We start from the raw sequence: 24,178 nt of genomic DNA on the forward strand, positions 1-24,178 counted from the left end.
GTCAAAAATACAATAAGGTTAAAAATGAAAAAACTAGCTTTAGCTTTTTTGATTAGTTTAAATACTCTTAATGCTGGTATAGTCATAGCACCTGATTCTTTGCCGGTAAATATCAAACAATTTATTAAAGATTACTTTAATGCAGAGATTGGTCTAGTAGAACAAGATGGATATTCTTACGAAATTTATTTAAGTGATGGAAGTGAAATTGAGTTTTCACTCAATGGAGAATTTAAAGAAGCTGAAAATTTCAGATCTTTAAATTATGCTATTTTGCCTTTAGCAATACAAAATACCATTAAAAATACCTATCCAAATGCAGCGATTATTGAAATAGAAAGAAAAATTTCATATTACAAAATAGAACTTAATAATCAAATGAAACTTTATATTGATGATAATGGGACTATTTTAAGACAAAAATTTGACGATTAAAATTGTTTAAGATCAAATAAGCAAGTTTTAAATTTTCTTCTAAAAAGGCTTTAACCCTTATCAAAACTTATAAAAATTTCAATTGCTCCGGTAGAATAAGGAGCTTTATCATAGGCTCCGTATTGATTTTATCACCTTAAATATTGCTTTTACTTTGTTTGGACAAAATCAAAATTAGTACTACTCTTTGTCAAATTAGATAAACAAATATCAAATTTTTCCTAAAATATTTAGTATAAATGTATTTTCATTATAGGTATATAACTCACACATAAGCTAAAAATTTTTTAAATATTTACTCCTCTTGCACTCTTACTATCAGGCTTTTTGGTAGTTTAAAATATTCAATCCATTCTTGTTCTTTTTGTCTCATTTGTCCTTGATCTACCTCATGATCATATCCTTGTAAATGAAGCATAGCATGTATAAAAAGTAATGCCATCTCTTCTTCATTACTGTGTTTATACTCCATTGCTTTTTTACTTACTTCATCTAAATTTATCACAATGCTGCCAAGTAAATTTTCACAATTTTGCATCAAAGGAAAAGATAACACATCTGTAGTTTTATCTATACCTCTTTGACTAAAATTAATCTCACGCATAACTCTTTCATCTACCAAAACAAGCTCTACATTTTGATCGCTCATTTTCTGGGCTATTTTTTCAAGAAAAGAAATATCCATTTCTTCTTCATAAAAAATCATTATTATCCTTTTGATTTTATAATTTCAAATTATATCAAAATTAAGGAAAAGCATGAAAAAAGCTCTTTGTATTATAAGTGGTGGTATGGATAGTACTTTATGTGCATATTTAGCTAAAAAAGAAGGATATGAGATCATTGCTTTACATTTTGACTATAACCAACGCACCATGCTTAAAGAAAGGGAATGTTTTAATAAAATTTGTGAAAAACTTAACATAAAAACAAAATATATTTTAGATGTGTCATTTATAGCAAATATTGGAGGAAACTCATTAACAGATTTAAATTTAGAAATTCCCAAAGAAAAACTACATGAAAAAGAAGTCCCAAATACCTATGTTCCTTTTAGAAATGGTATTTTTTTATCTATCGCAGGTGCTATAGCTGAAAAGGAAAATTGTGAAAGTATTTTTATAGGAGTGGTACAAGAAGATAGCAGTGGTTATCCTGATTGTAGTGCGAAATTTATACAAAAATCCAATGAATTTATCAATGAAGGAACAACAAAAACTTGCAAAGTGCAAATAAAAACCCCATTAGTTCATCTAAGTAAAGGACAAATAGTTGAATTAGCCCTAAAAGAAAAGGTAGCCTTAGAATACACTTGGTCTTGCTATGAAAGAGAAGATAAAGCTTGTGGTAAATGTGATAGTTGTTTATTAAGACTAAAAGGCTTTAAAGAGGCTAATGTAAAAGATTTTATAGAATATGTTTAAAAATTTACTTTCATTTTATTTTAGTTTGTATAATTTGCTTTTTTAAACATTAAGGAGAAAACATGAAAAAAATATTATTTGGTTCATTTTTAGCTGCTTCGATTTTGGCAAGTAGTGCTTTGAGTAAAGAATTTAGCTTAGATAAAGCACACACAAATGTAGCTTTTAAAATCAAACATTTACAAATTAGCAATGTAAATGGAAATTTTAAAGATTATGATGCAGTAATTGATTTTGATAGTGCTAAATTTGAATTTAACAAACTTCAAGCAAATATAAAAGTTGCTTCTATAAACACAGAAAATAAAGCAAGAGATGCGCATTTACAACAAGATGATTTTTTTAAAGCAAAAACTCATCCAAACATTACTTTTACTATGAGTAAATATGAAAAAATCTCTAATGAAAAAGGTAAAATGTATGGCTCATTAAGCATTGCTGGAGTAAGCAAAGATGTTGTTTTAGATACTGAAATTGGCGGCGTTATTAAAACAGATAGTGGCAAAGAAAAAGCAGGTTTTACTCTACAAGGACAAATTAAAAGAAGTGATTTCAAATTTGCTCCTGATACTTCTAGCTTAACACTTAGCGATGAAGTACAAATTAGCATCGAAGCAGAAATCAACGAAAAATAATACTATAAAAGCATTTTACTTTTTGTAAAATGCTTTGATTTTTATTTAGCTACCCAACCTTCTTTTTTCCAAATTTTTTGAGCTTCTTTACTTTGTGTAAATTTGATGAATTCAGCTACTTTTGGATTTTTTAAACCTTTTTGCGTTGGAACTATTTCAGCCGCTCTGTAAATGATTGAATTTTTATCCGCTAAAATAAATTTATTTTCTTTCTCTCCAACTGCTTTAATCCAATGTGTCCAAATGATTAAAGCATCGATATTTTGATTATTTTTCCACTCATCAACCGCTGCTTTTGAATTTTTAGCATATACTTTAATGTTTTTTCTTAATTTTTCTAGGTTTTCAATTTTTCCTGTTTTTAAAGCCATATCCTCATATAAGCCAACCTGCCCTGCTCCATCAACCACCATAACATTAACACCATCTTTTAAAAGATCTTCAAATTTTTTAATTTTTTTTGGATTATTTGCTCTCACAATCATACCCGAGCCTCTAGCATTTAAAACCTGAACATCTTGTATTTTGATTTGTTTTGGCATTGCTTTAACAAAACCATCCATCATAGAAGTATTACCTGAATAAATAATATCAGCATCTGTTTTTGCTTTTTTTATCCATTTAGGTGTTGGTCCTGCATTAATAATAACTTTTTCTCCATGTTTTTCTTCAAATTGCTTAGCAAGCTCTTTCAAAACAGGAGCAGGACCACCTGGACCATAAACTAAAATTTCAGCATTTAATGCAGCTGCAGCAAATAAACTTAAAAATAAAAATTTTTTCATATTTTTTCCTTAAATTAATAAAATAAAATCGTAAATATATCTTTTTAAAGTTGATATTTTTTTAATCAAATAAACTAATTTTTTTCTCTCGTGCTAAAAAATACTCCAAAAACTCTTCTTCGCTTTCTTTGATTAGGCAATATTTAAAATCAAAAAAATTCTTTAATTCACTCAAATTTATATAAGAAAAATCACAAAATAATGAATTTTTTAATGCTATTTTGAAATCTTTAACGCCTTGGAGCTTTTGGCATATAAATTCAAAATCTTTTTCGTTTTCCACAAGTAAAATTACTCTAGAACTTCCACCAAAAGCACAAATTTCATTTTTTGAGTTTAAAAAATATGCCTTAAAAAGATCTAACTTTTTTTCATTAAAATTAAAAGATAGATTTTGCTTTTCAGCAAAATCAATAAATCTAGCAAAAATATCTGCATAAAAAAATGCAAATTTTAAATCTTTAAAATACAAATTTTTACAAAGCAAACTTGTTTGAAATAAAGATTTAGAGCCTAAAATTTCGTATTTACATGCTTTTAAAGTATGAAAATTTGATTTAAGTTTTAAAATAAATTTTTCATCATCAGAGCAAAAGAAAGTTTTTTCTTTTGAATTTTTCAAAAGATCAAAATCTAATAAAATATTTGAGTTTAAGACTTTAAAATTAAATGCCTTTGCAAATTTTAATTCTACATGATTGCAATATATAAATTCATAAGATTTTTCTTCACTTAAAAATCTAAAAAGTCTAAAAATAGTTGCTTCTAAATCATCAACTTGAAGATAAAACACATCTTTATCTTCAAGTTTTAATCTTTCCTCACTTACTATAACATAAGCACCAAGTTTTATAGCAAAGCTTGCTTGTTCATTATTTTTAGCAAAAAAAACACTTGCTTGTTTGACTTTGTTTAAATCTATACTAAAATCATAAACACTAGAAGTTGCTCCATAATTTAAAACTCGAGCATTAATAAGTTCGATAAAGTTAGAAATATTCATCTAGCCTATTAAAGCTCCATTTTCGATAAAACCTTGCGGGCTTATCAAAACTAATTTTTCATCTTTTTGAGCACTTAAAATCATACCTTGGCTTTCATGACCAAAAATTTTAGCTTTTTTTAGATTTGTAATTACGCAAACTTGCTTGCCTATTAACTCACTAGCTTTATAAAATTTAGCAATACCTGAAAGCACTTGTCTTAGTTCGCCATTTTCAAGTTCAAGTTGAAATTTTAAAAGCTTTTCACTGCCTTCTATATTCTGACAATCTTTTACTAATGCTACTTTGATTTCGATTTTTTTAAAATCATCTATTTTAATTTGAGCTAAATTTGACTTCTCTTCTAATTTTTCTTCTTTTTTGTTTTCTTGGGTTAATTCAACTTTTGGAAACAAAGCTTCACATGCACTTGATTTTAAATCACATAATTGATTATTTAAAATTAGTTTTTGATAATTTTCGCTTGATATTTCAAAATTTAAAGCCTTTGCAATTTTTAATGCTGTCTTTGGCATAGCAGCTGAAAGTAAAATAGTTGCTTTTGTTAAAATATTAGCACATAAAGCCACTAAAGCATTAGCTTTTTGCGTTTGATTATTTTTAATCAAATTCCAAGGCTCATATTTACTAATACTTAAGTTTGCTAAAGATAAAGCCTTGAAAAGTTCCTCTAAATAGCGATTTGGCTGGATATTTTCCAAAGCATTGATTGCATTATCTAAATACTCTTTGCATTCATTTAATTCTTGATTAAAATACAAATTCACATCTTTACACTCAATAATATTTTGAGAATACTTAGCACTCATACCGATAATTCTATTTAATAAATTTCCAAGCTCATTGCTCAATTCTGCATTGATTCTAGTGATTAATGCTTTTTGCGAAAAATCCCCATCATTACCAAAAGGAACTTCTCTGAGTAAAAAATATCTAAAAGCTTCTAAACCAAAAGTATCTGCTACTTCTTTAGGCGCTACAACATTGCCTTTAGATTTGCTCATTTTTTCACCATCTTTAGTCCACCAACCATGTGCTGCTATAAATTTAGGTAAAGGAAGTTCTAAACTCATCAAAAACGCAGGCCAATACACTGCATGAAAACGCAAAATATCTTTGCCTACAAAGTGTATATGAGCAGGCCAAAGATCCATATTTTTATCATCAAGTCCATAGCCCAAAGCACTCACATAATTCATCAAAGCATCAAGCCAAACATACACCACATGTTTTTCATCATTTAGTTCTTTTGGAAGCTTTATACCCCATTCAAAACTCGTTCTTGTAATGGAAAGATCTTTTAAGCCACCTTCTACAAAATAAATCAACTCATTAGCCTTATTTTTAGGTAAAATCGGCTCTTTTTCTTTGTACCATTTAAGAATTTGATCTTGATATTTAGAAAGCTTGAAAAAATAACTTTCTTCTTTTAAAAGCTGTGTTTTCTTACCACAATCTGGACAATGACACTCATTTATAAGTTGAGTTTGAGTAAAATAACTCTCACAAGAAACACAATAAAAGCCTTCATAAGTTCCTTTGTAAATATCACCTTTATCATACATTTTTTTAAATGCTTTTTGAACGCTTAATTTATGATTTTCATCCGTAGTTCTAATGAAATAATCATAAGAAATTTCAAACTCATCCCAAAGTTTTTTAAACTTAGCACTAATTTCATCTGCATATTCTTTAGGGGTAAAATTTCTAACGCTAGCAGCTTGCTCTATTTTTTGACCATGTTCATCTGTGCCTGTTAAAAAGAATGTTTTTTCTCCTTGCAAGCGATAAAATCTAGCCAAAGTATCTGCTATAATCGTAGTGTAAGCATGACCTATGTGTGCCACATCATTTACATAATATATCGGAGTAGTAATATAACGCATTTTAAACCTTTAATTAAAAATCAAATCCACCTTCTTTACCTTTAGACATACTCTTATAAACTGCATCAATATACTCTTTTCTTAAAGAGCATTCAAAAATCATAGAGCAAGGTAAACAAGATTTTAAGTTTTTATCGTTTTGACAAGTTTGAAGTTCATTTTTTTTAACTTCCAAAGCTAGTTCAAATTCATCTTTAACTTCAGCCATTAAAGCCCTTTATAAGCTTGTTTTAATTTTTCAATTTCATATTTTGAACCCAAAAAACATGGCGTACTTGCATGGATTTTTTCAAATTCTAAATCAAGTAAAGAATCATTTTCTCCATTAGTAGAAAACCCTCCTGCTTTTTCAAAAATAAAAGCAAAAGGAAATACCTCAAAATATGCTCTTAATTTTCCATTTGGCGCATCACTTGTTGCAGGATATGAAAATAATCCTCCACCTTTGAGTAAAATTTGGTGTAAATCGCTCACCATAGCACCAGAATATCTCAAGCGATAACCCTCATCAAATAAAGCTTTTATAAAGGCTCTATGAGTATTTGACCAATTTTTTTGTGTCCCACCGCTTGCATTTAATTTGCCTTGTTCATTTAATTTTAAATCCTTAACAAAAACAAATTCATCTTTTTCGTTTAATCTATAAAGCTTAGGAGTGTCTATACACACTATAAGCTCTAAACGCACGCCATAAATAGCATAAACTGCTGCTTTTAGATTTTTTGCACTAGCCTTTTGCTCATAAATAGCAAAAATAGAACCTATAGCAAAATTCACATCTACTAAAGAAGAACCATCTAAAGGATCATAAGCAACAACATATTTTTCATTTTCATTGATTAGCAATTGCTCTTGTTTTTCCTCGCTAATTAAGCTTTTTAAACCTTTGCTTTGCTTTAAAATTCTAGTGATAATCTCATCGCTTTTCACATCAAGTTTTAATTGATTATCTCCTGTGGCATTTTGAGAAGTGGTATAATCAAAATCTTTTAAATATCTAAGTTCTTTTGAAATTTCAATCACTGCTTTTTGTATATCGTCAATTAATTCTTGCATATTTTACCTCTATACTTTTTTTGAATTTTTTAATATAAAATCACAAATACTTTCCAAATCATCCAAATAAAGCCAAGTTAAATTTTTATTTTCAATTTTCTCATAGCTTGCAATAGCCTTAGAATAAGCAAAATAGCTCTCATCTACTTCTTTACAAAAAACGCTAATTCTTGGCATATCTAAGGTTTTTAAGCCCTCTATAAATAAAAAATCAAATTCTCCTAGTTTAGAAATAGCTTCATCTAAAGTACTTGGAGAATGTGTAAATAAAGTTGTCCTTGTAGGACTTAAAACCATTACATCAGCACCACTTTGAAAAAATTTAAAACTATCTTTTTTTGCTATATCAAAGCTTGCTTTATCCTTTGGATCATGTTTTATAATGCATACTTTATAATTTTGTTCCATAAAATACTTAGCAACTTGAGTAATCAAAGTCGTTTTACCTGAATTGGAAGGCCCGCTAAAAGCCATTGCTAATCTTTTCATAACTTCCTTAAATCAAATAAAATAAATGAAATTATATCTTTTTAAAAGTTAAAAGCTTATAATTATAAAAAAATTAGGAACAAAAATATGAAAAAAGTTTATATGATTATTTTTTTAACACTTATTTTTACCGCATGCTCTAATAAAACCCAAGAGCAAAGTGAAATTAATTTAAAAAGTCAAACTCTAATGTATGCACAAAAAATTAATTTTAATTATAAAGATAATAGAGTAGTTGCTTTATTGAGCTATTTAAACCCTGTATTAGATGAAAAAAGTCAAAAAGAAGTTTTTGTACTTAGTTTTTTGCCAAATATCAACATCAAACAAGAGCAAATTTCAATACTCATAGATGGAGAAAAAACTAACATAAAAACCTTAGATCAAAATGATGAATTATTTAAATATATCATTAAGAGTGATTATGCAAGTTATTATAAAATCACTCTTAATGAATTAGTGCAAAAACCTATTTTAAAACTTGATTTGTGTTTTGAGAATCAGTGTTTTGAGCTAAAGTTTCAAAAAATTTCGAAATCGGTGTATTATCGTTCAGAAGATGCAAATAAACAACATAATTAGCTAAAACTTTCTTAGCATATACCCTGCTTTCTGCATAAGGAACAAGCTCCATTGATAAAAATGGCTCATATTTTCCCGCTCTAAACATATCTTCTCTTTTGAGCATTCTAGTGGTAAATCCTATACCTCCATTATAAGCATAAGCCACAAAAACCGGGGAATTAAGTTTAGATTCTAAATAATCTAAATGATGATTTGCAAAAGTATAAGCTGTTTTTGGTTCAAAAAGCATGTCTTGATCAAAATTTGGAATTTGCAGTTCTTTATTGCCTATATGATTAGCTAAAAATGGGATAAATTGCATAATACCCAAAGCATAAGAAGTTGAAATGGCTGTTGGTATAAAACGACTTTCTTGTCTAGCTAAAGCTAAAATCATAGCTTTTCTTTGCGTAGAATAATCTTTTAAATATTCAAAATAAGGCATAATAAAATAATGTTTTTTAAAACCTTCGGCCCTTTCTTTAATATAGGCATAAATAGCGATATTTTCCTTGGTATAAAAATCTTTTGCAAGTTTTTCTAGCTCATTAGGAGTACCTTTTGCAATTTCTTTTGCGAGCTTTTGCCAAGCAAAAGGATCTTTCATATCAAAATTATTTTTTTGTTTTTTTGGCTTTAATTCTTCTATTTTAGGTAATGGTAAGCCTTTTAACTCTCTTGCATAAAGACTATAAATATTTAAAGAATCACTTTGAGCAAGCTCATCAATGTACTTTTTATCTTGAGTGATCAAATATAGCCAAAAATTTGCATTATCTGCTAAAGGTTTGCTTTTAAAAGTATCTTTTGCTACTTGAAAAAATTCCAATGCTTTTTTATCGTCATTTTCTAAAATAGCATTTACACCTAGATAAAAAGCATTATCTTGAAAAGTTAAATTTGCATCTACATTGACTAGAGATTTTCTTATCAATGGACTTTTTTTCTTAATGATAATTTCTTTTACAAAATTTGTAAATTCTTTTTCTTTAGCTAATTCATTTACAAAATCTTTTTCTAAGAAAAAATCTTTTTTATCTTTTAAGAAATTATAGATTTTATAAAAATTAGCACTATCATAATTTAAAACCGCATAACTTAGAGGATCTTTAGCATCAAAAGCTTCTAAAAGTTTTGTTAAATTTGGATTATCCTGTGGGATATTTTTTTTCATCTCATTACGCACTGAAGCATTAAGATCTTGTATAAAAGTTAAACTATTTAATCTTATAAGCTGACAAGTAGCATTAGCATCTAAGATATTTTGCGTATTAAATTTATAACAAGCTTCATATTCTTTATTATACCCCAAAGGCGGAATAATGGCTTCAATGGCATTTTTAATACGCCCTGCATAACGATAAATATGTTCTTTTAAACCTTCAACTTCTTCTTTTTTAAATTCATTTTTTTCTAATAAACGATATAAATAATAATCCTTAGCTAAAGAATTTGGTCTTTGCTCTAATTCTTTATAAGAATACATTGCACTATTTGCAAAAACAACTCCAGCTAAAAGTAACACTACACTTTTTTTCAACACTTATAAACTTCCTAAAATTAAATTTGATAAAAATATTTGGATAAATTTTAATCCTAAAATAATAATCAAAGGTGCTAAATCAATACTCCCTATAGTAGTAGGAATAAACCTTCTTACAAAAGCATAAGCAGGATTAGTTAAACGATATAAAATTTGCACTATAGGATTATATGGATCAGGCCTTACCCAAGAAATCAATGCTGCAATGATTATAATCCATACATAAATTTCAATAACTAAAGAAAAAATTTGCACCAAAGATACAATCAAACTTGTTCCAACTCCCATTTTACTCCTTTATAATTTCTTTAACAAAAGGCTTGATTAGAGTATAAATTTCACTCATTTCAGGTCCGTGAGTAACTCCTGTTAATACCAAACGCAAAGGCATAAAGAAATTTTTACCTTTTAAATTTGTTTTTTCCATCAAAATCTTTTTAAACTCATCATATTCTTGAGGTAAATCTAAATCTTTTAAAACTTCTTTAATCAACTTACGTTCTTTTTCAAATTCATTATAATTTTTAACTGCAAAAATTGCTTGTATTTTTTCTCTTATCTCATTTAGCGTGCTAGCTTCTTGAGTATAAAATTTTGCAAGCTCAGCTACATCCTTACCTAAATTTAATAAAGAATTTAATTTATCATTATCAAGCATTTTTATATGCTCACGGTTAATTTGCATTAAACGCTTAGTATCAAATCTTGCAGGAGATTTTGAAACTTTTTTCAAATCAAACCATTCTATGGCTTCTTCTAAAGTAAAAATCTCTTTTGGAGTTTTATTACCTAAAAGTATTAAATAATTTGCAATAGCACTTGCTAAATATCCATTATCAAGCATCCATTTTACACTAGAATGAGCCTCTCTTTTGCTCATTTTAACACCTTCTTCATTTAAAATGATAGACAAATGTGCATAAGTCATGCTTTTATCATAACCCAAACTTGCTCTAATATGTTCTTGCTTAGGAGTATTTGAAACATGATCTTCGCCCCTTATAATACAAGTAACACCTTCTAGCATATCATCAACTGCACAAGCAAAATTATAAGTTGGGGTTTTATCAGCCCTCATAATTACAAAACTATCAATATCTTCAGGATTAAAACTAATCTCACCTTTAATATAGTCTATAAATTTCATTTGCGATTGAGGTTTTTTAAGACGGATTACGAAAGGTTTTTCACAATTTAATACATCAATATCTGCAAGTTTTTCACAAGTACCATCGTATCTATATGCTTGATTTTTACTTTTAGCTAGTTCTTTTTTATGAGCTAATTCATCCTCAGTACAAAAACAAGCAAAAGCTTTTTTTTCACTTACTAGCTTTAAAGCCATTTGACGATGAAATTTCAAATTCTCACTTTGCACATAATAATGCTGCCAAGTTATACCAAATTCTTTTAAAATAGCTTTTATTTCTTCTTCTTTTCCAGCTATATTTCTAGCATTATCCGTATCTTCAATACGCAAAATAAAATCAGAATTTTCTTGTCTTGCTTTAATATAATTAAATAAAGCTGCTCTTAAATTTCCAATATGCATATCTCCAGTAGGCGATGGTGCAAACCTATACATTATTTATCCTTTTAAAAAACTTTTTTATCATTATACAATTAAATACTTGCTATTTCTTTTAAGTTCACACAAAATTCACTCAATAGCAATATGATTTCATAAATAATTCAACATAAAGGATAAAAAATGAAATTAAAAATAGCTTTAGCAACATTAGTTACTGCAGGTTTTGTTTTTGCACAAGATATGATTGTAGGAGTTAATGCTTTACCAGCAAATTCTAAAAATTTCATACAAAAACATTTTACAGGTTCAAATATTGCTTTAGTTAAACAAGATATTGATAGCTTTGATGTTTATTTAGACAATGGAACTGAGCTTGAGTTTTTTATCAATGGAGATTGGAAAGAAATCGATGCAAAATACAGACCAATTGATACTTCTTTTTTAAGTCCAAATGTTTTAGCAACGATTAAAAAAATGCACCCAAATGCAAGTATAATTAAAGTTGAAAAAGAAATTCAAGGTTATAAATTCAAACTTAATAATATGATGGAAATTTATACTGATGTAAATGGAAATTTCTTGGGACAAAAATTTGATGATTAGAATTTAAGCTAAGCTTTTTTGCTTAGCTTTTATAAGAATTTAGAGCAAGCTCTTGTATATTATAATTAGCAATTCTCTTGTAAGAGAAGCCTTTTTTCTCTAAAAAATCAAGTAAAATTTTCTCCATTTTTTCTAAAGCATTTAAGACTTCTTTTGAAAGTTCAAAACTCAATGGCTCTATACGCTTTGGCACGCAAGCTAAAATTTGAGTTTTAGGTAAATCTCCCATAAGTTCCATGTATTGTAAAGTTTGAAGCATTTCAACCTCATGCGCACTACCACTCCAATTAACTTTTTTTGGCATTGCATCATAAGGAAAGAAAAAAATATCTCCAATCTTAGCATCATCTGCTGCAATACAATCAATCACAATCATTTCATCATATTCGGCTATAATATAGCTAAGTTGTAAAGCCAAAGTTCCACCATCTACAAAACTCACCGAGTCTTTTTCATGATAAAACTTATAATTTTTTTCTAAAAGTTTGCAAAGATGAACGCCTAAGCCCTCATCTGCAAACATAATATTACCAATACCTAAAACTAGAAGTTTCAACGATTTTCTCTTACAAATTTATAACCGCTAAAGATAGCATCTAAAGCACCATCTTTACCTTTAACTGAGTTAAATACAGCCATATAAATATGCACTGGAACAAAAATCAACACAACCCACATTAAAATTCTATGATAGGTTCTAACATCAGCCAATCCACCTAACATTACCTCAATAGGTCTTAAAATATTATATAAAAATCCACCCAAGCCTTCATGATATACATGCATATAAAGGATTAGACCTGTTAAAATAAGCCCAAACATAACAAGATAAAAGAAAAGGTAAGTTACAAATTGCAAAGGATTATATACACCTTGTAAATGCGGGTGCTTTCCTAAGAAAATGTAAAATTTAATTTGCTCTATCCATAATTTTACATTAAAAATATCTTTTATACTCTTTCTCTCACCATCACTTTTTGAATCAAAAAAGAACAAATATGTTTTAAAAATCACACAAGCTATTAAGATAAAACCAAAAATTTGGTGCACCATGCGATATTTTGCCTGCATAAATAAAGTCGGTTCAGATGAAATAGATGGAGATTGAAATACATAAGAAATATAATACCCAGTCCCCACTAAAATCACGATTGCAACCGCTCTTAACCAATGTGTAAAACGAAGACCGATACTAAATTCGTATTCAGCCTTTCTGTTTGATTTTAAGGAATGTTTAGAATCCATACTAAAGTCCTTTCCTTATAAATTTACATTAACTTTATACTCGCTAAGATTATTACCTTTAGTATCCATTACATGCACAGCACATGCTATACAAGGATCATAAGAATGAATAGCTCTTATTACTTCTAAAGGCTGTTTAACATCAGCTAGTTTCATACCAATAAGACATTGTTCATAGCTACCACCTACTCCATTTGCATCTTTTGGACTTGCATTCCAAGTAGAAGGAACTACTGCTTGCCAATTTTCAATTACACCATTTTTAATCCTACACCAATGGCTTAACGCACCACGAGGTGCACTTCCCATAAATCTACCTTTGTATTCTTTGTTTTTATCAATTACATAAGTAGTACAAGTGCTTTCATCTGTTTTTAAATTTTCAACCAAAGAATTAAATGCTTTCAAGCCATGATCAGCAATAATTTTAGCTTCAATTGCTCTAGCGCCTGTTCTTCCTAAAGTGCTCATAAGTGCTTGAACTGGTAAATTCGTAGATTTTAAGAATGAATCAACTGCTTCTACTACAATTTTATTACCCTTAGCATAATTTACTAAAATATTTGCTAATGGCCCAACTTGCATAGGCGAATTTTCATATCTTGGAGCTTTAATCCAGCTATATTTGCCTTTAATATCAAATACCTTACTATGAACCATATTACCTTTATCATCAATGCTTTCACCATCAATTAAGCCTGTATAGTTTGGATTAGTTTTACCATCATAAGGATGTAAAGCTTCATTGTCTGCATACCATGATCTTGTAGCCTCTTCAGTGATTTTAGCTTCATCTACTTCTTCAACCTTACTCAAATCACCATTTCTAATAATACCACCTTCAAACAACCATTCATCACTTGAAATTTGGAATTCTCTCTCAGTATAGAAGTTATTTACCCCTACATCATTTAATACACTTGCTTCTTTAGAGTAAGCTTTAGCTGCCATGATTAAATCCGGATAATAAGCACGATTAATAAAATCAGCTACTTCTTGGAATTTAGTCATATATTCAGCCATTCTTGATGGGTTTAAAAGATCCATAACACAAGTTACACCACCTACTGTTAAACTTTGTGGATGAGGATTTTTAGCACCAAAAATCGCCATAGCTTGAGCTATTGTTCTTTGAATTCTTAAACATTCTAAATAATGCGAAAGTGCAATAAGGTTTTGCTCAGGAGTAAAGCGATAAGTTGCGTGTCCATAATAAGCATTTGCAAATGGTCCAAGATTTCCTTTATCTACAAAGATTTTTAGTCTTTGCTGAACTTCTAAAAGCTTATCTGCACCTGTTGCATAAGGCATATCAGTATATTTAAATGCTTCATCACTTGCTTTTTTTACATCAGCACTTAAAGCACTTACAACATCAACAAAATCAAGACCATGAAGTTGATAAAAATGTACAGGATGATCATGCATGTATAAAGCTGCATTCATTAAAGTTCTAGTTAAAACTGCATTTAGTGGCGGAGTAATACCTAAAGCATTTTCTACTGCGATAATCCCTGCTCTATAATGTGAAAAAGTACAAACACCACAAATTCTTTGAGTTAAAAAGCCTGCATCTCTTGGATCACGACCTTTTACAATAGTTTCAATCCCTCTCCATAAAGTCGATCCTGAATATGCTTCTTTAATGACATTATTTTCATCAACCACTACTTCAACTCTTAAATGTCCTTCTATTCTAGTAAGTGGATCTATAATAATTCTTTTTGACATTTTTAATCCTTATTTTTTTCTAATGAAGCAATTACAGCATGCGCAGCAACAGCTACGCCTGTTACACAAAGCACACCTATACCAATTTTATCTGAAATGCTATCAGCACCCAAGCCATAAACAGTATCAAATAATCTTCCTGCTATCACTTCTTCAAAAGGTCCCATAGTATCCCAAAAATCAGGTTCAGAACAGCCTATACAACCATGTCCTGCTTGGATTGGCCATGAAGTATGTTGATTAAATCTCTCTCTTGAGCAATTATTAAAAGTATAAGGGCCTTTACAACCTACTTTATAAAGACAATATCCTTTTTTTGCTCCCTCATCACCAAATTGTTGCACAAATTCACCCGCATCAAAGCGTCCTCTTCTTTCACAAAGATCATGAATTCTTAACCCATAAGCCCATTTTGGTCTATTGTAGACATCAAGTGCTGGCAATGTTTGATACAATATGTAATGAATCACATTACCTATAATATTTTTTTCACTTGGAGGACAACCTGGTACATTGATAACTGTTTTATTTGTTACTTTACTTAAGCTTACAGCATTACTTGGATTAGGTCTAGCAGCTTGGATACCACCAAAAGCTGAACAAGTACCTATAGCAAAAATAGCTAAAGCATCATTACAGGCTTGTTCTGCTAATTGTCTTCCTGTTTTTCCATGTGGTCCTATAGTTAAAAAGTTTTCTGTAGCACCTGTTGGTATACCACCTTCTACCATTAAGATATATCTACCTTTGTATTTTTCCATAGCAGCTTCAAGATTATGTTCAGCTTGCCAACCTGCAGCACCCATTATAGTTTCATGATATTCTAAAGAAATATGATCAAAAATCAAACTATCAATAGTAGGAGCATCACTTCTTAACAAACTTTCAGAACATCCTGTACATTCAGCCATATGAAGCCAAATCACTGGAAGTCTATCACTAAGCTCAGCAGCTCTTGCAACTACTGGAGTAAAGCTAGCAGGTAATGCTAAAAATGCAGTCATAGCACTAGCCCATTTCATAAAATCTCTTCTTGAAAAACCTGATTGCTCTAAGGCTTTAGAGATAGAAATCTCATTTTTCAAAAGAGGAAGTTTTTCTAATGCGTCTAAACGGCGATTAAAAATATCTAAATCACTCATTTGTTGTTCCTTAAATTATAGAAATATCATTAAAGATTTTAAAATATTTATTGTTAAGAATAGATAAAAAATGATAATTTTTTAATCAAATATACGAAGTATTTACAATTTAGTATTATTAAGATAATTTTACTCTAAATAAGCAAGTATTACACTTGCTTATTGTTTAACAATGATGATTTCATCATCTTTAGAATCTATAACAATCTCATCGTTTTCATGTAATTGATCAGATAATATCATATCACTTAATTTATCTTCTACCATATCATACAAAGCTCTTTTTAATGGTCTTGCACCAAAATCCACATCAAAACCAACTTTTGCTATTAAACTAGCAGCATTATCACTCAAGCTTGCTTTAATACCCCTATTTTCAAGACTTTTTTGCAAGGTATTAAAAAGTAATTTAACTATTTTTTTAGCTTCACTTTCTCCCAAAGGGTTAAAAGTGATAATATCATCTAAACGATTTAAAAACTCCGGTCTAAAAAAGTTTCTAAGAGCTTCTTTAATAGCTTTTTCTTTTTCTTCGCCCTTTAACTCCATAATAAAATTTGCACCTATATTAGAAGTTAAGATAATGATAGTATTAGTAAAATCAATCGTTACGCCTTTACTATCTGTAGCCCTACCATCATCTAAAATTCCCAAAAGTATATTAAATACATCTTTATGGGCTTTTTCTACTTCATCAAATAAAATCACACTATAAGGCTTTCTTCTAACAGCTTCAGTTAATTCCCCACCTTCTTCATGCCCTATATATCCTGGAGGTGCACCTAAAAGTCTTGATACACTGTGTTTTTCCATAAATTCACTCATATCAAAACGCACCATAGCTTTTTCATCATCAAATAAAAATTTAGCCAAAGCCTTCGCACTTTCTGTTTTACCTACTCCAGTTGGCCCTAAAAATAAAAAGCTTCCTATAGGCTTAGTTGCTTGATTTAACCCTGCTTTGTTACGCTTAATAGCTTTAGCTAAAGCACTCAAAGCCTCATCTTGCCCTATGACGCTTTCTTGTAAATACTCTTGAATATGTAAATATTTTTGTTTTTCAGAAGTGAGCATTTTTTGCACACTAATGCCTGTCCATTTACTTAAAATACCAGCTACTAAATCCTCATCTACTTGATTTTTAAGCAAAACTCCTTCTTGGGTCATTTGTTTCCATTTTTCTTCTAAATTTAAAACCTCTTTTTCACACTCTAAAATTTTGCCATATTCTATTTCAGCAGCCTTTTGGAAATCTCCTTTATTTTTAGCCAAAATAGCTTCATTTTTTAAAGTATCGATTTCTTTTTTCTTTGCACTTATGCCATTAAATACTGCTTTTTCATTTTCAAATTTAGCATTAAGTTTGATTTGCTCTTCTTTTAAATTTGCTAATTCTTTTTTAATCTCTTCCAATCTTTTTTCATTAGCTTCATTTTCTTCCATTTTTAAAGCTTCATTTTCTACTTCCAAACTTTCAATTTGCTTTCTAACCTTTCTTAAAGAATTTGGCTCACTTTCTATTTGCATTTTTAATTCCGCTGCAGCCTCATCAATTAAATCAATCGCTTTATCAGGTAAAAATCTATTAGCTATATAACGCTTAGATAGCTTTGCAGCTGCCACTAAAGCACTATCATTGATAGTTACATTATGATGAATTTCTAATTTTTCTTTTATACCTCTAAGCATAGCCAAAGCTTCATTTACACTAGGTTCGGCTACATTTACAGGCTGAAATCTTCTTTGTAAAGCTGCATCTTTTTCAAAATATTTTCTATATTCTTTTAAGGTTGTAGCACCTATAGTATGGAGTTCACCTCTTGCTAAAGCAGGTTTTAAAATATTTGCTGCATCCATGCTCCCTTCATTTGCACCTGCACCTACAATGGTGTGAATTTCATCTATAAATAAAATTACATTCTTATGTTTTATTACTTCATTTACAACTGCTTTTAATCTATCTTCAAATTCACCTCTGTATTTTGCCCCTGCTATTAAAGCACTCATATCTAAAGCTATAACTTTTTTATTTTGCAACGAAGTAGGAACATCTTTTTTTACTATCCTTTGTGCTAAAGCTTCCACCACAGCAGTTTTTCCCACCCCTGGCTCACCTAATAAAATAGGATTATTTTTAGTTTTTCTGATTAAAATTTGCATTAATCTTTGAATTTCTTCTTCCCTACCTATAACAGGATCAAGCTCATTGTTTTTAGCTTTCATAGTCAAATCAATACCAAATTTAGACAAAGAATCAAGTGTTTCATCACTTGTTTTGGTTTCTATTTTAGCTCCTGCTCTAATAAATTCCAATTCTTTTTTAAACTCATTTAAATCTACAAATTTAGACAAAAGTTCTTTAATAACCCCGCTAGCACTTTCTGAAACAAGCCACATATCCACAGCTAAATAACTATCTTTATTTTCTAAAGCCAAGCCTTTTGCTTTTTCTAAAGAATTAATAAATTCATTTGAAAATTTAATATTGTCTTTATTTACATTTGAGCTAGTAGGAAAAGATGAAATTTTACTTTTTACTTCTAACTCAAATGCCTCTTTAGAAACATTTAATTTATTAAAAACTTGATTAAGCAAACTAGAGCTATCAACACTTAAAGCCCATAATAAATGCAAAGGTTTTATTTCACTATTCTTAGAATGAATGGCCAAAGAAATTGCACTTTCTATATTTGAAAGCATAGAATCTGTTAAAAAATCTTGTATATTTGCCATTTTTACTCCTTTTTACTTTTATATGAAGTGTATTATATAACTTTAGTCTATTATTGTCAAGTTTATTTAGTTATATTTATAAATAATTTTTTATATATATACACTAATATCATAAAAATATTTACTTTATTTACGATTTTTTAAGCAAAAATAACTAAAATTAGATAATTATTTTATGAATTCATATTTATTTTGGAGTTTTTCCTTTGAAGACAAAAAGAAATCTTATTATCGCAGCTAGCATTTGTAGTTTAATAACCGCTTCTTTTATTTTTACTAACTTGCAAGCTAAAAATCCCGCTCCTAGCGAAGCAGAAAAAAAAATAGAAGCTTTATCTAAACTTACAAGAACTATGTCTATCATAGAACAATATTATGTTGATGATGTTAATTATACAGATTTGGTTGATAAATCCATAGCAGGTTTGCTTACAAATTTAGATGCCCACTCTTCCTTCTTAGATGAAAAAGGTTATAAAGAACTTAAAGAACAAACTAATGGGGAATTTGGTGGACTTGGCTTTACTATTACCCAAAAAGATGGAGCAATTAGTGTTGTAGCTCCTATAGAAGGAAGTCCAGCGGATAAAGCAGGTATTAAAACTGATGATATTATCTTAAGAATCAATAATGAATCGACTTTAGGTATGACTTTAAATGAAGCTGTTTCTAAAATGCGTGGAGAGCCCAAAACAAAGGTTACTCTAACTATTTATAGAAAAGGCGATGCAAAGCCATTTGATGTAAATTTAAAAAGAGATATCATAAAAGTAGATAGTGTTTATACAAAATTAATTGAAAATGAAAATTTACTTTATTTAAGAGTGACTAATTTTGATAAAAATGTTGTAGATGAAGCTAGTAAAGCAATCAAAAAACATTCTAATACAAAAGGAATTATACTAGATCTTAGAACCAATCCAGGCGGTATTTTAAATCAAGCAGTTGGTTTAGTAAATCTTTTTGTAGATAAAGGAGTAATCGTTTCACAAAAAGGTAAAATTGAAAGCGAGAATGTAGAATTTAAAGCAAATCCTAGTAAAAAAATCACCAATGCACCTTTAGTAGTGCTTGTAAATGGTGGCAGTGCAAGTGCGAGCGAGATTGTAAGTGGGGCTTTGCAGGATTTTAAACGCGCTATTATCATAGGAGAAAAAACCTTTGGAAAAGGTAGTGTGCAACTTATATTACCTATGGATGAAAAAGGTAAAGAAGGCTTGAGACTTACTATAGCAAAATATTATTTACCAAGTGGTAGAACTATACAAGCTGTTGGAGTTAATCCTGATATAGAAGTATTTCCAGGAAAAGTAAGTAAAGAAGAAAATCACGGCTTTGAGATCAAAGAAAGTGATCTTAAAAAACACTTACAAGCTGAACTAGATAAAATCGGACATCAAGAAAAGAAAAAAGACAACAAAGAAGATAAAAATATCATTACAAAAGAACAAATTAATAATGACATACAACTAAAAACCGCAATAGATGCGATTAAAATTTTAAACATTACAAAAGGAGAGTAAAATGGCTATGAAATTAGATCTTTTATATGAAGGAAAAGGTAAAAAAATGTTTAAAACTGATGATGAGAATTTGCTCATCACAGAATTCAAAGATGATTTAACAGCTTTTAATGCAGAAAAAAAGGGTAATGAAGCAGGAAAAGGTGCATTAAATTGTAAAATTAGTACTGAAATTTTTCATCTCTTAGAAAAAGAAGGCATTAAAACCCATCTAGTAGAAACCATCAGTGAAAAAGAACAAATTGTTAAAAAATGTAATATTATACCCATCGAAGTTATTACTAGAAATGTAGCTACAGGATCTTTAACGAAAAGATTAGGCATTAAAGAAGGCACGATTTTACCTTTTGCTGTAGTTGAGTTTTGTTATAAAAATGATGATTTAGGTGATCCTATTATCAATGATGAGCATTGTTTGATTTTAAATCTAGTGAAAAGTGAAAAAGATTTAGAATTAATCAAAAATACCGCAAGACATATCAATTCTATTCTAGTAAAATTCTTTGAATCTAAAGGCCTAAGATTGATTGACTTTAAATTAGAATTTGGTATTGATAATGATGGAAATATGATCTTAGCTGATGAAATTAGTCCTGATAGCTGTAGATTTTGGGATAGTAAAACTAATGAAAAATTAGACAAAGATCGCTTTAGACAAGACTTAGGTAATGTAAAAATGGCTTACGAAGAAGTCTTAAAAAGAATTTTAAGTTAGGAAAAATAATGAAAGTAACTATAAATATCACACTTAAAAATGGGGTTTTAGATCCTCAAGGCAAAGCCATAGAAAAGGCTTTGCATTCTTTGGATTTTAATAATATTGCAAATGTTAAAACCTCAAAACAAATTAGTTTTGATATAGCTTGTGATGATAAAGAAGAAGTTTTTAAACAAGTTGATTTAATGTGTAAAGAATTACTTGCAAATACTGTGATAGAAGATTATGAGATAATATTATGAAAGTAGCTATTATTCGTTTTCCTGGAACTAATTGTGAGTTTGATACAGCTTATGCCTTTGAAAAATTAGGGGTAAAAACTGAAATCATTTGGCATGAAAGACAAGATTTTAGTGCAGATTTAATCGTATTACCTGGAGGTTTTTCTTATGGAGATTATTTAAGATGTGCTGCTATTGCAAAACTTGCTCCTGCTATAAAAACACTTAAAGAGCATGTTCAAAAAGGTGGATATGTTCTAGGCATATGTAACGGCTTTCAAATTTTATTAGAACTTGGACTTTTAAAAGGAGCTATGAAACATAACAATAGTTTAAGTTTTATTTCTAAGATGCAAGCATTGCAAGTAGTATCAAATAATAATGCTTTTTTGAAAAATTTTCAAAAAAATGATATCATAGAATTACCTATTGCTCATGGAGAAGGAAATTATTTTAATAGCGAAGATGGTATTAAAATGCTAGAAGATAAAGATATGATCTTACTAAGATATATCAACAATCCAAATGGCTCTTTAAACGATATAGCAGGAATTTGCGATGAAAATAAAAAAGTCTTTGGATTAATGCCACATCCTGAAAGAATGTGCGATGATATTCTTGGATCAAAAGTAGGACTTAAAATGTTTGAAGGATTTTTAAATTGCTAAAAATCTTCAAATTTTTTTGTCTTTTTTTACTAACTTTTAACTTATATGCTCAAGAAAATAGTGTTTTTGAAGATTATAACACTTTAGAAAAAAATTACAATCAATTAGATGATCAAGCTAAGCAAATTTATCAAACCATCGCTCCAAGTGATGAGAGTAATTATGAAAGTAAAATCGATGATGAAAATTTCATCCCTCAAGGTTCTTTAGTATTAAACGCAAAAGAATACACCGATGAAGCCTATATAGATGAGGCTTTTACTATAGATCTTGAGGTTATTACCACAACTAATGTGAGTTTTGATTTAAATGTGAGTTTTGAAAAAAGTGATGATATGCTTTGGATAAATCCTAATCCTATTTGGGAACAAAAGGCTAATTCATATCATACAAAATTATGGTTTGAAGCTAAAAGTTTAAATGCTAGTTTAAACAAAATCATCGTTTCATTAAGCAGAAATGATCATATTTTTCAAAGCTCATCATTAATTATAAAGCCCATTAAACTTAAAAAAATCGATGCTCCTTCTAATAAATACTCACATATAGTTGCAAGCAATTTGGAAGTTAAACAAGTAAAAGCGAGTAGTTTTGATAATGATAGTATAATTTTATTTATAGAACTTGCAGGTGAAAACACAAATCTAGCAAGTTTTAACATAAAAGATATTCAAAAACAAGGTGTAGAGGCTATTAAAGGCGATTTTGAAAAACAAAGTGGATTTTATTATGCTATTTTAGATAAAAGTAAAACGCGTTTTGATTTTTCTTACTTTAATTTAAATTCTAAAGAATTAAAAGATTTTTCCTTAAAAATAGAACTTAAAGAAGATAGCATAAGTACACAAAGTGATTTAAATCCAAAAACTAATGATTTTAATTTTTACAAACAAGTTTTTTTATGGAGCTTGTGTGGTATTTTCGCTTTATGGTTTGTATTTAAAAAAAGCTATACGGCTTTAGGTTTGGCAATTTTGGCTCTAATAGCAAGTTTTTTAGCTCAAAATAACATATATAAAGCTATATTAAAAGCTGAAAGTAAAGTACAAATTTTACCAACTCTAAACTCAACTCATTTTTATTCTGGGAAATACAAACAAGAAGTAGAAGTGTTAGATTCAAGAGATGAATACAGAAAAATTTTATTTAATAATGGAAAAATAGGCTGGGTGAAAAGTGAAGATTTATCAAAGATTTAAAGCTTTAATATTTTGGGTAGAATTTATTTTATCTATTATATTTTTATGTATTGCCTTTTTATTATTGCAATCGCAAGAAAAAATTTGGAAAATCAGAAAAGTATGGTCAAAACTGCAAAAATATGTAATAAACTATAAAATTCAAACCCAAGGTTCTATACACCCTCAAGCTAATTTGCTTTTAATCAATCATCAAAGCTTGCTAGATATAGTTATTTTGGAAGATTTATGCCCAAAAAATATATCTTGGATAGCTAAAAAAGAACTAGGCGAACTCCCTGTTTTTAAAACTTTGATTAAAAAACCAAAAATTATTTGTATAGATAGAAGTCCAAAAGGCCTAGTAAAGCTTTTAAAAGAAGCCAAAGAAAGATTAAACGAGGATAGAATTTTAGCCATTTTTCCAGAAGGCACAAGATCTAAAACACAAAAACTTTTAAAATTTAAAGTCGGAGCTAAAATTTTAAGTGAAAAGCTTAAGTTAAAAGTCCAGCCTGTGGTAATTGTTGATTCAGCTAAAATTTTAGATACCCAAAATTTTAGCGCAAATAGTGGTGTTTTAAAAGTGGTATTTCTGGATCTTGTTGATACAAGTAAAGATGATTGGCTTGAGCAAACTAGAGAAAAAATGCAAACAATCTTAGATAGCGAAAGGTCACAAGCTTGATTGGTACGATTTTAGCTGTAGGTTTTGGAGGCTTTTTAGGGGCCATATCCAGAATGCTTACTAGCAACTTTTTTAATAAAATCATTCCTCATAACTTTCCTTATGGGACATTAATGGTCAATATAATAGGATCATTTTTAATAGGTTTATTTTTTTCTTATGTAAATTCTAAAGGTGTGCATATTTTTACTAAAAATTTAATTAGCACTGGTTTTTTGGGTGCCTTTACAACTTTTTCAACTTTTTCTTATGAAAATTTGTTATTTTTGCAAAATGGTGATTATTTTCACTTTTTTATAAATATTATTTTAAATGTTATCCTTTGTCTTTTGGCAGTATGGATTGGTTTTTTAATTTTTAAATAAAGGAGATATAA

General features: G+C 29.1%; 27 protein-coding genes. 12 read left to right on the forward strand and 15 right to left on the reverse strand.

Annotation, left to right across the window (positions count from 1 at the left end; translation table 11 throughout):
• Positions 1-24: 24 nt before the first annotated feature.
• A complete protein-coding gene (locus L8W40_RS03660) occupies positions 25-435 on the forward strand; it encodes a PepSY-like domain-containing protein (RefSeq protein ID WP_133318918.1) in 411 nt (136 codons plus the stop codon).
• A gap of 295 nt (positions 436-730) precedes the next feature.
• On the opposite strand, the gene ybeY is transcribed toward L8W40_RS03660, so the two are convergent.
• Positions 731-1,141, reverse strand: coding sequence for an rRNA maturation RNase YbeY (gene ybeY / locus L8W40_RS03665; RefSeq protein WP_263664690.1), 411 nt, complete (start codon positions 1,139-1,141; stop codon positions 731-733).
• A 52-nt stretch (positions 1,142-1,193) separates the two neighbouring features.
• Here ybeY and queC point away from each other — a divergent pair, with 52 nt between their 5' ends.
• Positions 1,194-1,859: a 7-cyano-7-deazaguanine synthase QueC gene (gene queC, locus L8W40_RS03670; RefSeq protein ID WP_263664691.1), complete on the forward strand. Its 666-nt coding sequence runs from the start codon at positions 1,194-1,196 to the stop codon at positions 1,857-1,859.
• Positions 1,860-1,921: 62 nt separating this feature from the next.
• Positions 1,922-2,494, forward strand: coding sequence for a YceI family protein (locus tag L8W40_RS03675; protein WP_133318921.1), 573 nt, complete (start codon positions 1,922-1,924; stop codon positions 2,492-2,494).
• A gap of 41 nt (positions 2,495-2,535) precedes the next feature.
• On the opposite strand, the gene L8W40_RS03680 is transcribed toward L8W40_RS03675, so the two are convergent.
• The 6 genes from L8W40_RS03680 to mobB form a co-directional block, all read right to left on the reverse strand.
• Entirely contained in the window at positions 2,536-3,279 is a 744-nt protein-coding gene (locus tag L8W40_RS03680) for a substrate-binding domain-containing protein (RefSeq protein WP_263660322.1), read from the reverse strand.
• 61 nt (positions 3,280-3,340) lie between these two features.
• Positions 3,341-4,282, reverse strand: a complete 942-nt coding sequence (locus L8W40_RS03685; RefSeq protein WP_263659685.1) for a hypothetical protein — start codon at positions 4,280-4,282, stop codon at positions 3,341-3,343.
• Positions 4,283-6,169 carry a methionine--tRNA ligase gene (gene metG, locus L8W40_RS03690; protein ID WP_263664692.1) on the reverse strand — a complete coding sequence of 629 codons (1,887 nt, stop codon included), beginning with the start codon at positions 6,167-6,169 and terminating at the stop codon, positions 4,283-4,285.
• Positions 6,170-6,182: 13 nt separating this feature from the next.
• Complete coding sequence (locus tag L8W40_RS03695; protein ID WP_039618221.1) at positions 6,183-6,377, reverse strand: hypothetical protein; 195 nt, start codon at positions 6,375-6,377, stop codon at positions 6,183-6,185.
• The gene (locus L8W40_RS03700) at positions 6,377-7,225 is read right to left on the reverse strand and encodes a class 1 fructose-bisphosphatase (RefSeq protein WP_263664693.1); all 849 of its coding nucleotides are present in this window, start codon (positions 7,223-7,225) and stop codon (positions 6,377-6,379) included. The genes L8W40_RS03695 and L8W40_RS03700 overlap by 1 nt, the downstream gene beginning before the upstream one ends.
• Positions 7,226-7,234: 9 nt before the next feature.
• Complete coding sequence (gene mobB / locus L8W40_RS03705; protein ID WP_220566249.1) at positions 7,235-7,714, reverse strand: molybdopterin-guanine dinucleotide biosynthesis protein B; 480 nt, start codon at positions 7,712-7,714, stop codon at positions 7,235-7,237.
• 87 nt (positions 7,715-7,801) lie between these two features.
• On the opposite strand from mobB, the gene L8W40_RS03710 reads away from it, so the two are divergent.
• Positions 7,802-8,296 carry a hypothetical protein gene (locus L8W40_RS03710; protein WP_263661337.1) on the forward strand — a complete coding sequence of 165 codons (495 nt, stop codon included), beginning with the start codon at positions 7,802-7,804 and terminating at the stop codon, positions 8,294-8,296.
• Here L8W40_RS03710 and L8W40_RS03715 read toward each other — a convergent pair.
• The 3 genes from L8W40_RS03715 to gltX are packed head-to-tail and all read right to left on the reverse strand — an operon-like array spanning position 8,184 to position 11,406.
• Positions 8,184-9,821 (reverse strand): lytic transglycosylase domain-containing protein, encoded by a 1,638-nt coding sequence (locus L8W40_RS03715; RefSeq protein ID WP_263659682.1) that lies wholly within the window; start codon positions 9,819-9,821, stop codon positions 8,184-8,186. The two genes, L8W40_RS03710 and L8W40_RS03715, sit on opposite strands and share 113 nt — an antisense overlap.
• A complete protein-coding gene (locus L8W40_RS03720) occupies positions 9,822-10,109 on the reverse strand; it encodes a YggT family protein (RefSeq protein ID WP_012661430.1) in 288 nt (95 codons plus the stop codon).
• A 1-nt stretch (position 10,110) separates the two neighbouring features.
• A complete protein-coding gene (gltX, locus tag L8W40_RS03725) occupies positions 10,111-11,406 on the reverse strand; it encodes a glutamate--tRNA ligase (protein WP_263664694.1) in 1,296 nt (431 codons plus the stop codon).
• A gap of 126 nt (positions 11,407-11,532) precedes the next feature.
• Here gltX and L8W40_RS03730 point away from each other — a divergent pair, with 126 nt between their 5' ends.
• On the forward strand, positions 11,533-11,955 hold the full coding sequence (locus L8W40_RS03730) for a PepSY-like domain-containing protein (protein WP_133318931.1): 423 nt from the start codon (positions 11,533-11,535) through the stop codon (positions 11,953-11,955).
• Between the two features lie 22 nt (positions 11,956-11,977).
• Here L8W40_RS03730 and L8W40_RS03735 read toward each other — a convergent pair whose 3' ends face one another.
• From L8W40_RS03735 to L8W40_RS03755, 5 genes are all read right to left on the reverse strand, one after another.
• Positions 11,978-12,511, reverse strand: coding sequence for a HyaD/HybD family hydrogenase maturation endopeptidase (locus tag L8W40_RS03735; protein WP_263664695.1), 534 nt, complete (start codon positions 12,509-12,511; stop codon positions 11,978-11,980).
• A complete protein-coding gene (gene cybH / locus L8W40_RS03740) occupies positions 12,508-13,200 on the reverse strand; it encodes a Ni/Fe-hydrogenase, b-type cytochrome subunit (protein WP_258107368.1) in 693 nt (230 codons plus the stop codon). The genes L8W40_RS03735 and cybH overlap by 4 nt, the downstream gene beginning before the upstream one ends.
• Before the next feature lie 15 nt (positions 13,201-13,215).
• On the reverse strand, positions 13,216-14,931 hold the full coding sequence (locus L8W40_RS03745) for a nickel-dependent hydrogenase large subunit (protein ID WP_263664696.1): 1,716 nt from the start codon (positions 14,929-14,931) through the stop codon (positions 13,216-13,218).
• Between the two features lie 2 nt (positions 14,932-14,933).
• Positions 14,934-16,073, reverse strand: coding sequence for a hydrogenase small subunit (locus L8W40_RS03750; protein ID WP_263664697.1), 1,140 nt, complete (start codon positions 16,071-16,073; stop codon positions 14,934-14,936).
• A 159-nt stretch (positions 16,074-16,232) separates the two neighbouring features.
• Positions 16,233-18,806, reverse strand: coding sequence for an ATP-dependent Clp protease ATP-binding subunit (locus L8W40_RS03755; RefSeq protein WP_263664698.1), 2,574 nt, complete (start codon positions 18,804-18,806; stop codon positions 16,233-16,235).
• A 206-nt stretch (positions 18,807-19,012) separates the two neighbouring features.
• Between L8W40_RS03755 and L8W40_RS03760 the strand changes: the two genes are divergently transcribed.
• The 7 genes from L8W40_RS03760 to crcB are packed head-to-tail and all read left to right on the forward strand — an operon-like array spanning position 19,013 to position 24,167.
• Positions 19,013-20,329: a S41 family peptidase gene (locus L8W40_RS03760; RefSeq protein ID WP_318529479.1), complete on the forward strand. Its 1,317-nt coding sequence runs from the start codon at positions 19,013-19,015 to the stop codon at positions 20,327-20,329.
• 7 nt (positions 20,330-20,336) lie between these two features.
• Positions 20,337-21,044 (forward strand): phosphoribosylaminoimidazolesuccinocarboxamide synthase, encoded by a 708-nt coding sequence (purC, locus tag L8W40_RS03765; protein WP_263664713.1) that lies wholly within the window; start codon positions 20,337-20,339, stop codon positions 21,042-21,044.
• A gap of 8 nt (positions 21,045-21,052) precedes the next feature.
• Entirely contained in the window at positions 21,053-21,289 is a 237-nt protein-coding gene (gene purS / locus L8W40_RS03770; RefSeq protein ID WP_220566240.1) for a phosphoribosylformylglycinamidine synthase subunit PurS, read from the forward strand.
• Complete coding sequence (gene purQ, locus L8W40_RS03775) at positions 21,286-21,936, forward strand: phosphoribosylformylglycinamidine synthase subunit PurQ (RefSeq protein WP_133318939.1); 651 nt, start codon at positions 21,286-21,288, stop codon at positions 21,934-21,936. The genes purS and purQ overlap by 4 nt, the downstream gene beginning before the upstream one ends.
• Positions 21,930-23,135, forward strand: coding sequence for a hypothetical protein (locus tag L8W40_RS03780; RefSeq protein ID WP_263664699.1), 1,206 nt, complete (start codon positions 21,930-21,932; stop codon positions 23,133-23,135). The genes purQ and L8W40_RS03780 overlap by 7 nt, the downstream gene beginning before the upstream one ends.
• A complete protein-coding gene (locus tag L8W40_RS03785; protein ID WP_263660309.1) occupies positions 23,113-23,802 on the forward strand; it encodes a lysophospholipid acyltransferase family protein in 690 nt (229 codons plus the stop codon). Before L8W40_RS03780 ends, L8W40_RS03785 begins: the two co-directional genes overlap by 23 nt.
• Positions 23,799-24,167 carry a fluoride efflux transporter CrcB gene (gene crcB / locus L8W40_RS03790; RefSeq protein WP_220566236.1) on the forward strand — a complete coding sequence of 123 codons (369 nt, stop codon included), beginning with the start codon at positions 23,799-23,801 and terminating at the stop codon, positions 24,165-24,167. The genes L8W40_RS03785 and crcB overlap by 4 nt, the downstream gene beginning before the upstream one ends.
• The last annotated feature ends 11 nt before the right edge of the window (positions 24,168-24,178 follow it).

This window comes from Campylobacter sp. IFREMER_LSEM_CL1846 (assembly GCF_025772105.1).
Taxonomy (GTDB): Bacteria; Campylobacterota; Campylobacteria; order Campylobacterales; family Campylobacteraceae; genus Campylobacter_D; species Campylobacter_D lari_D.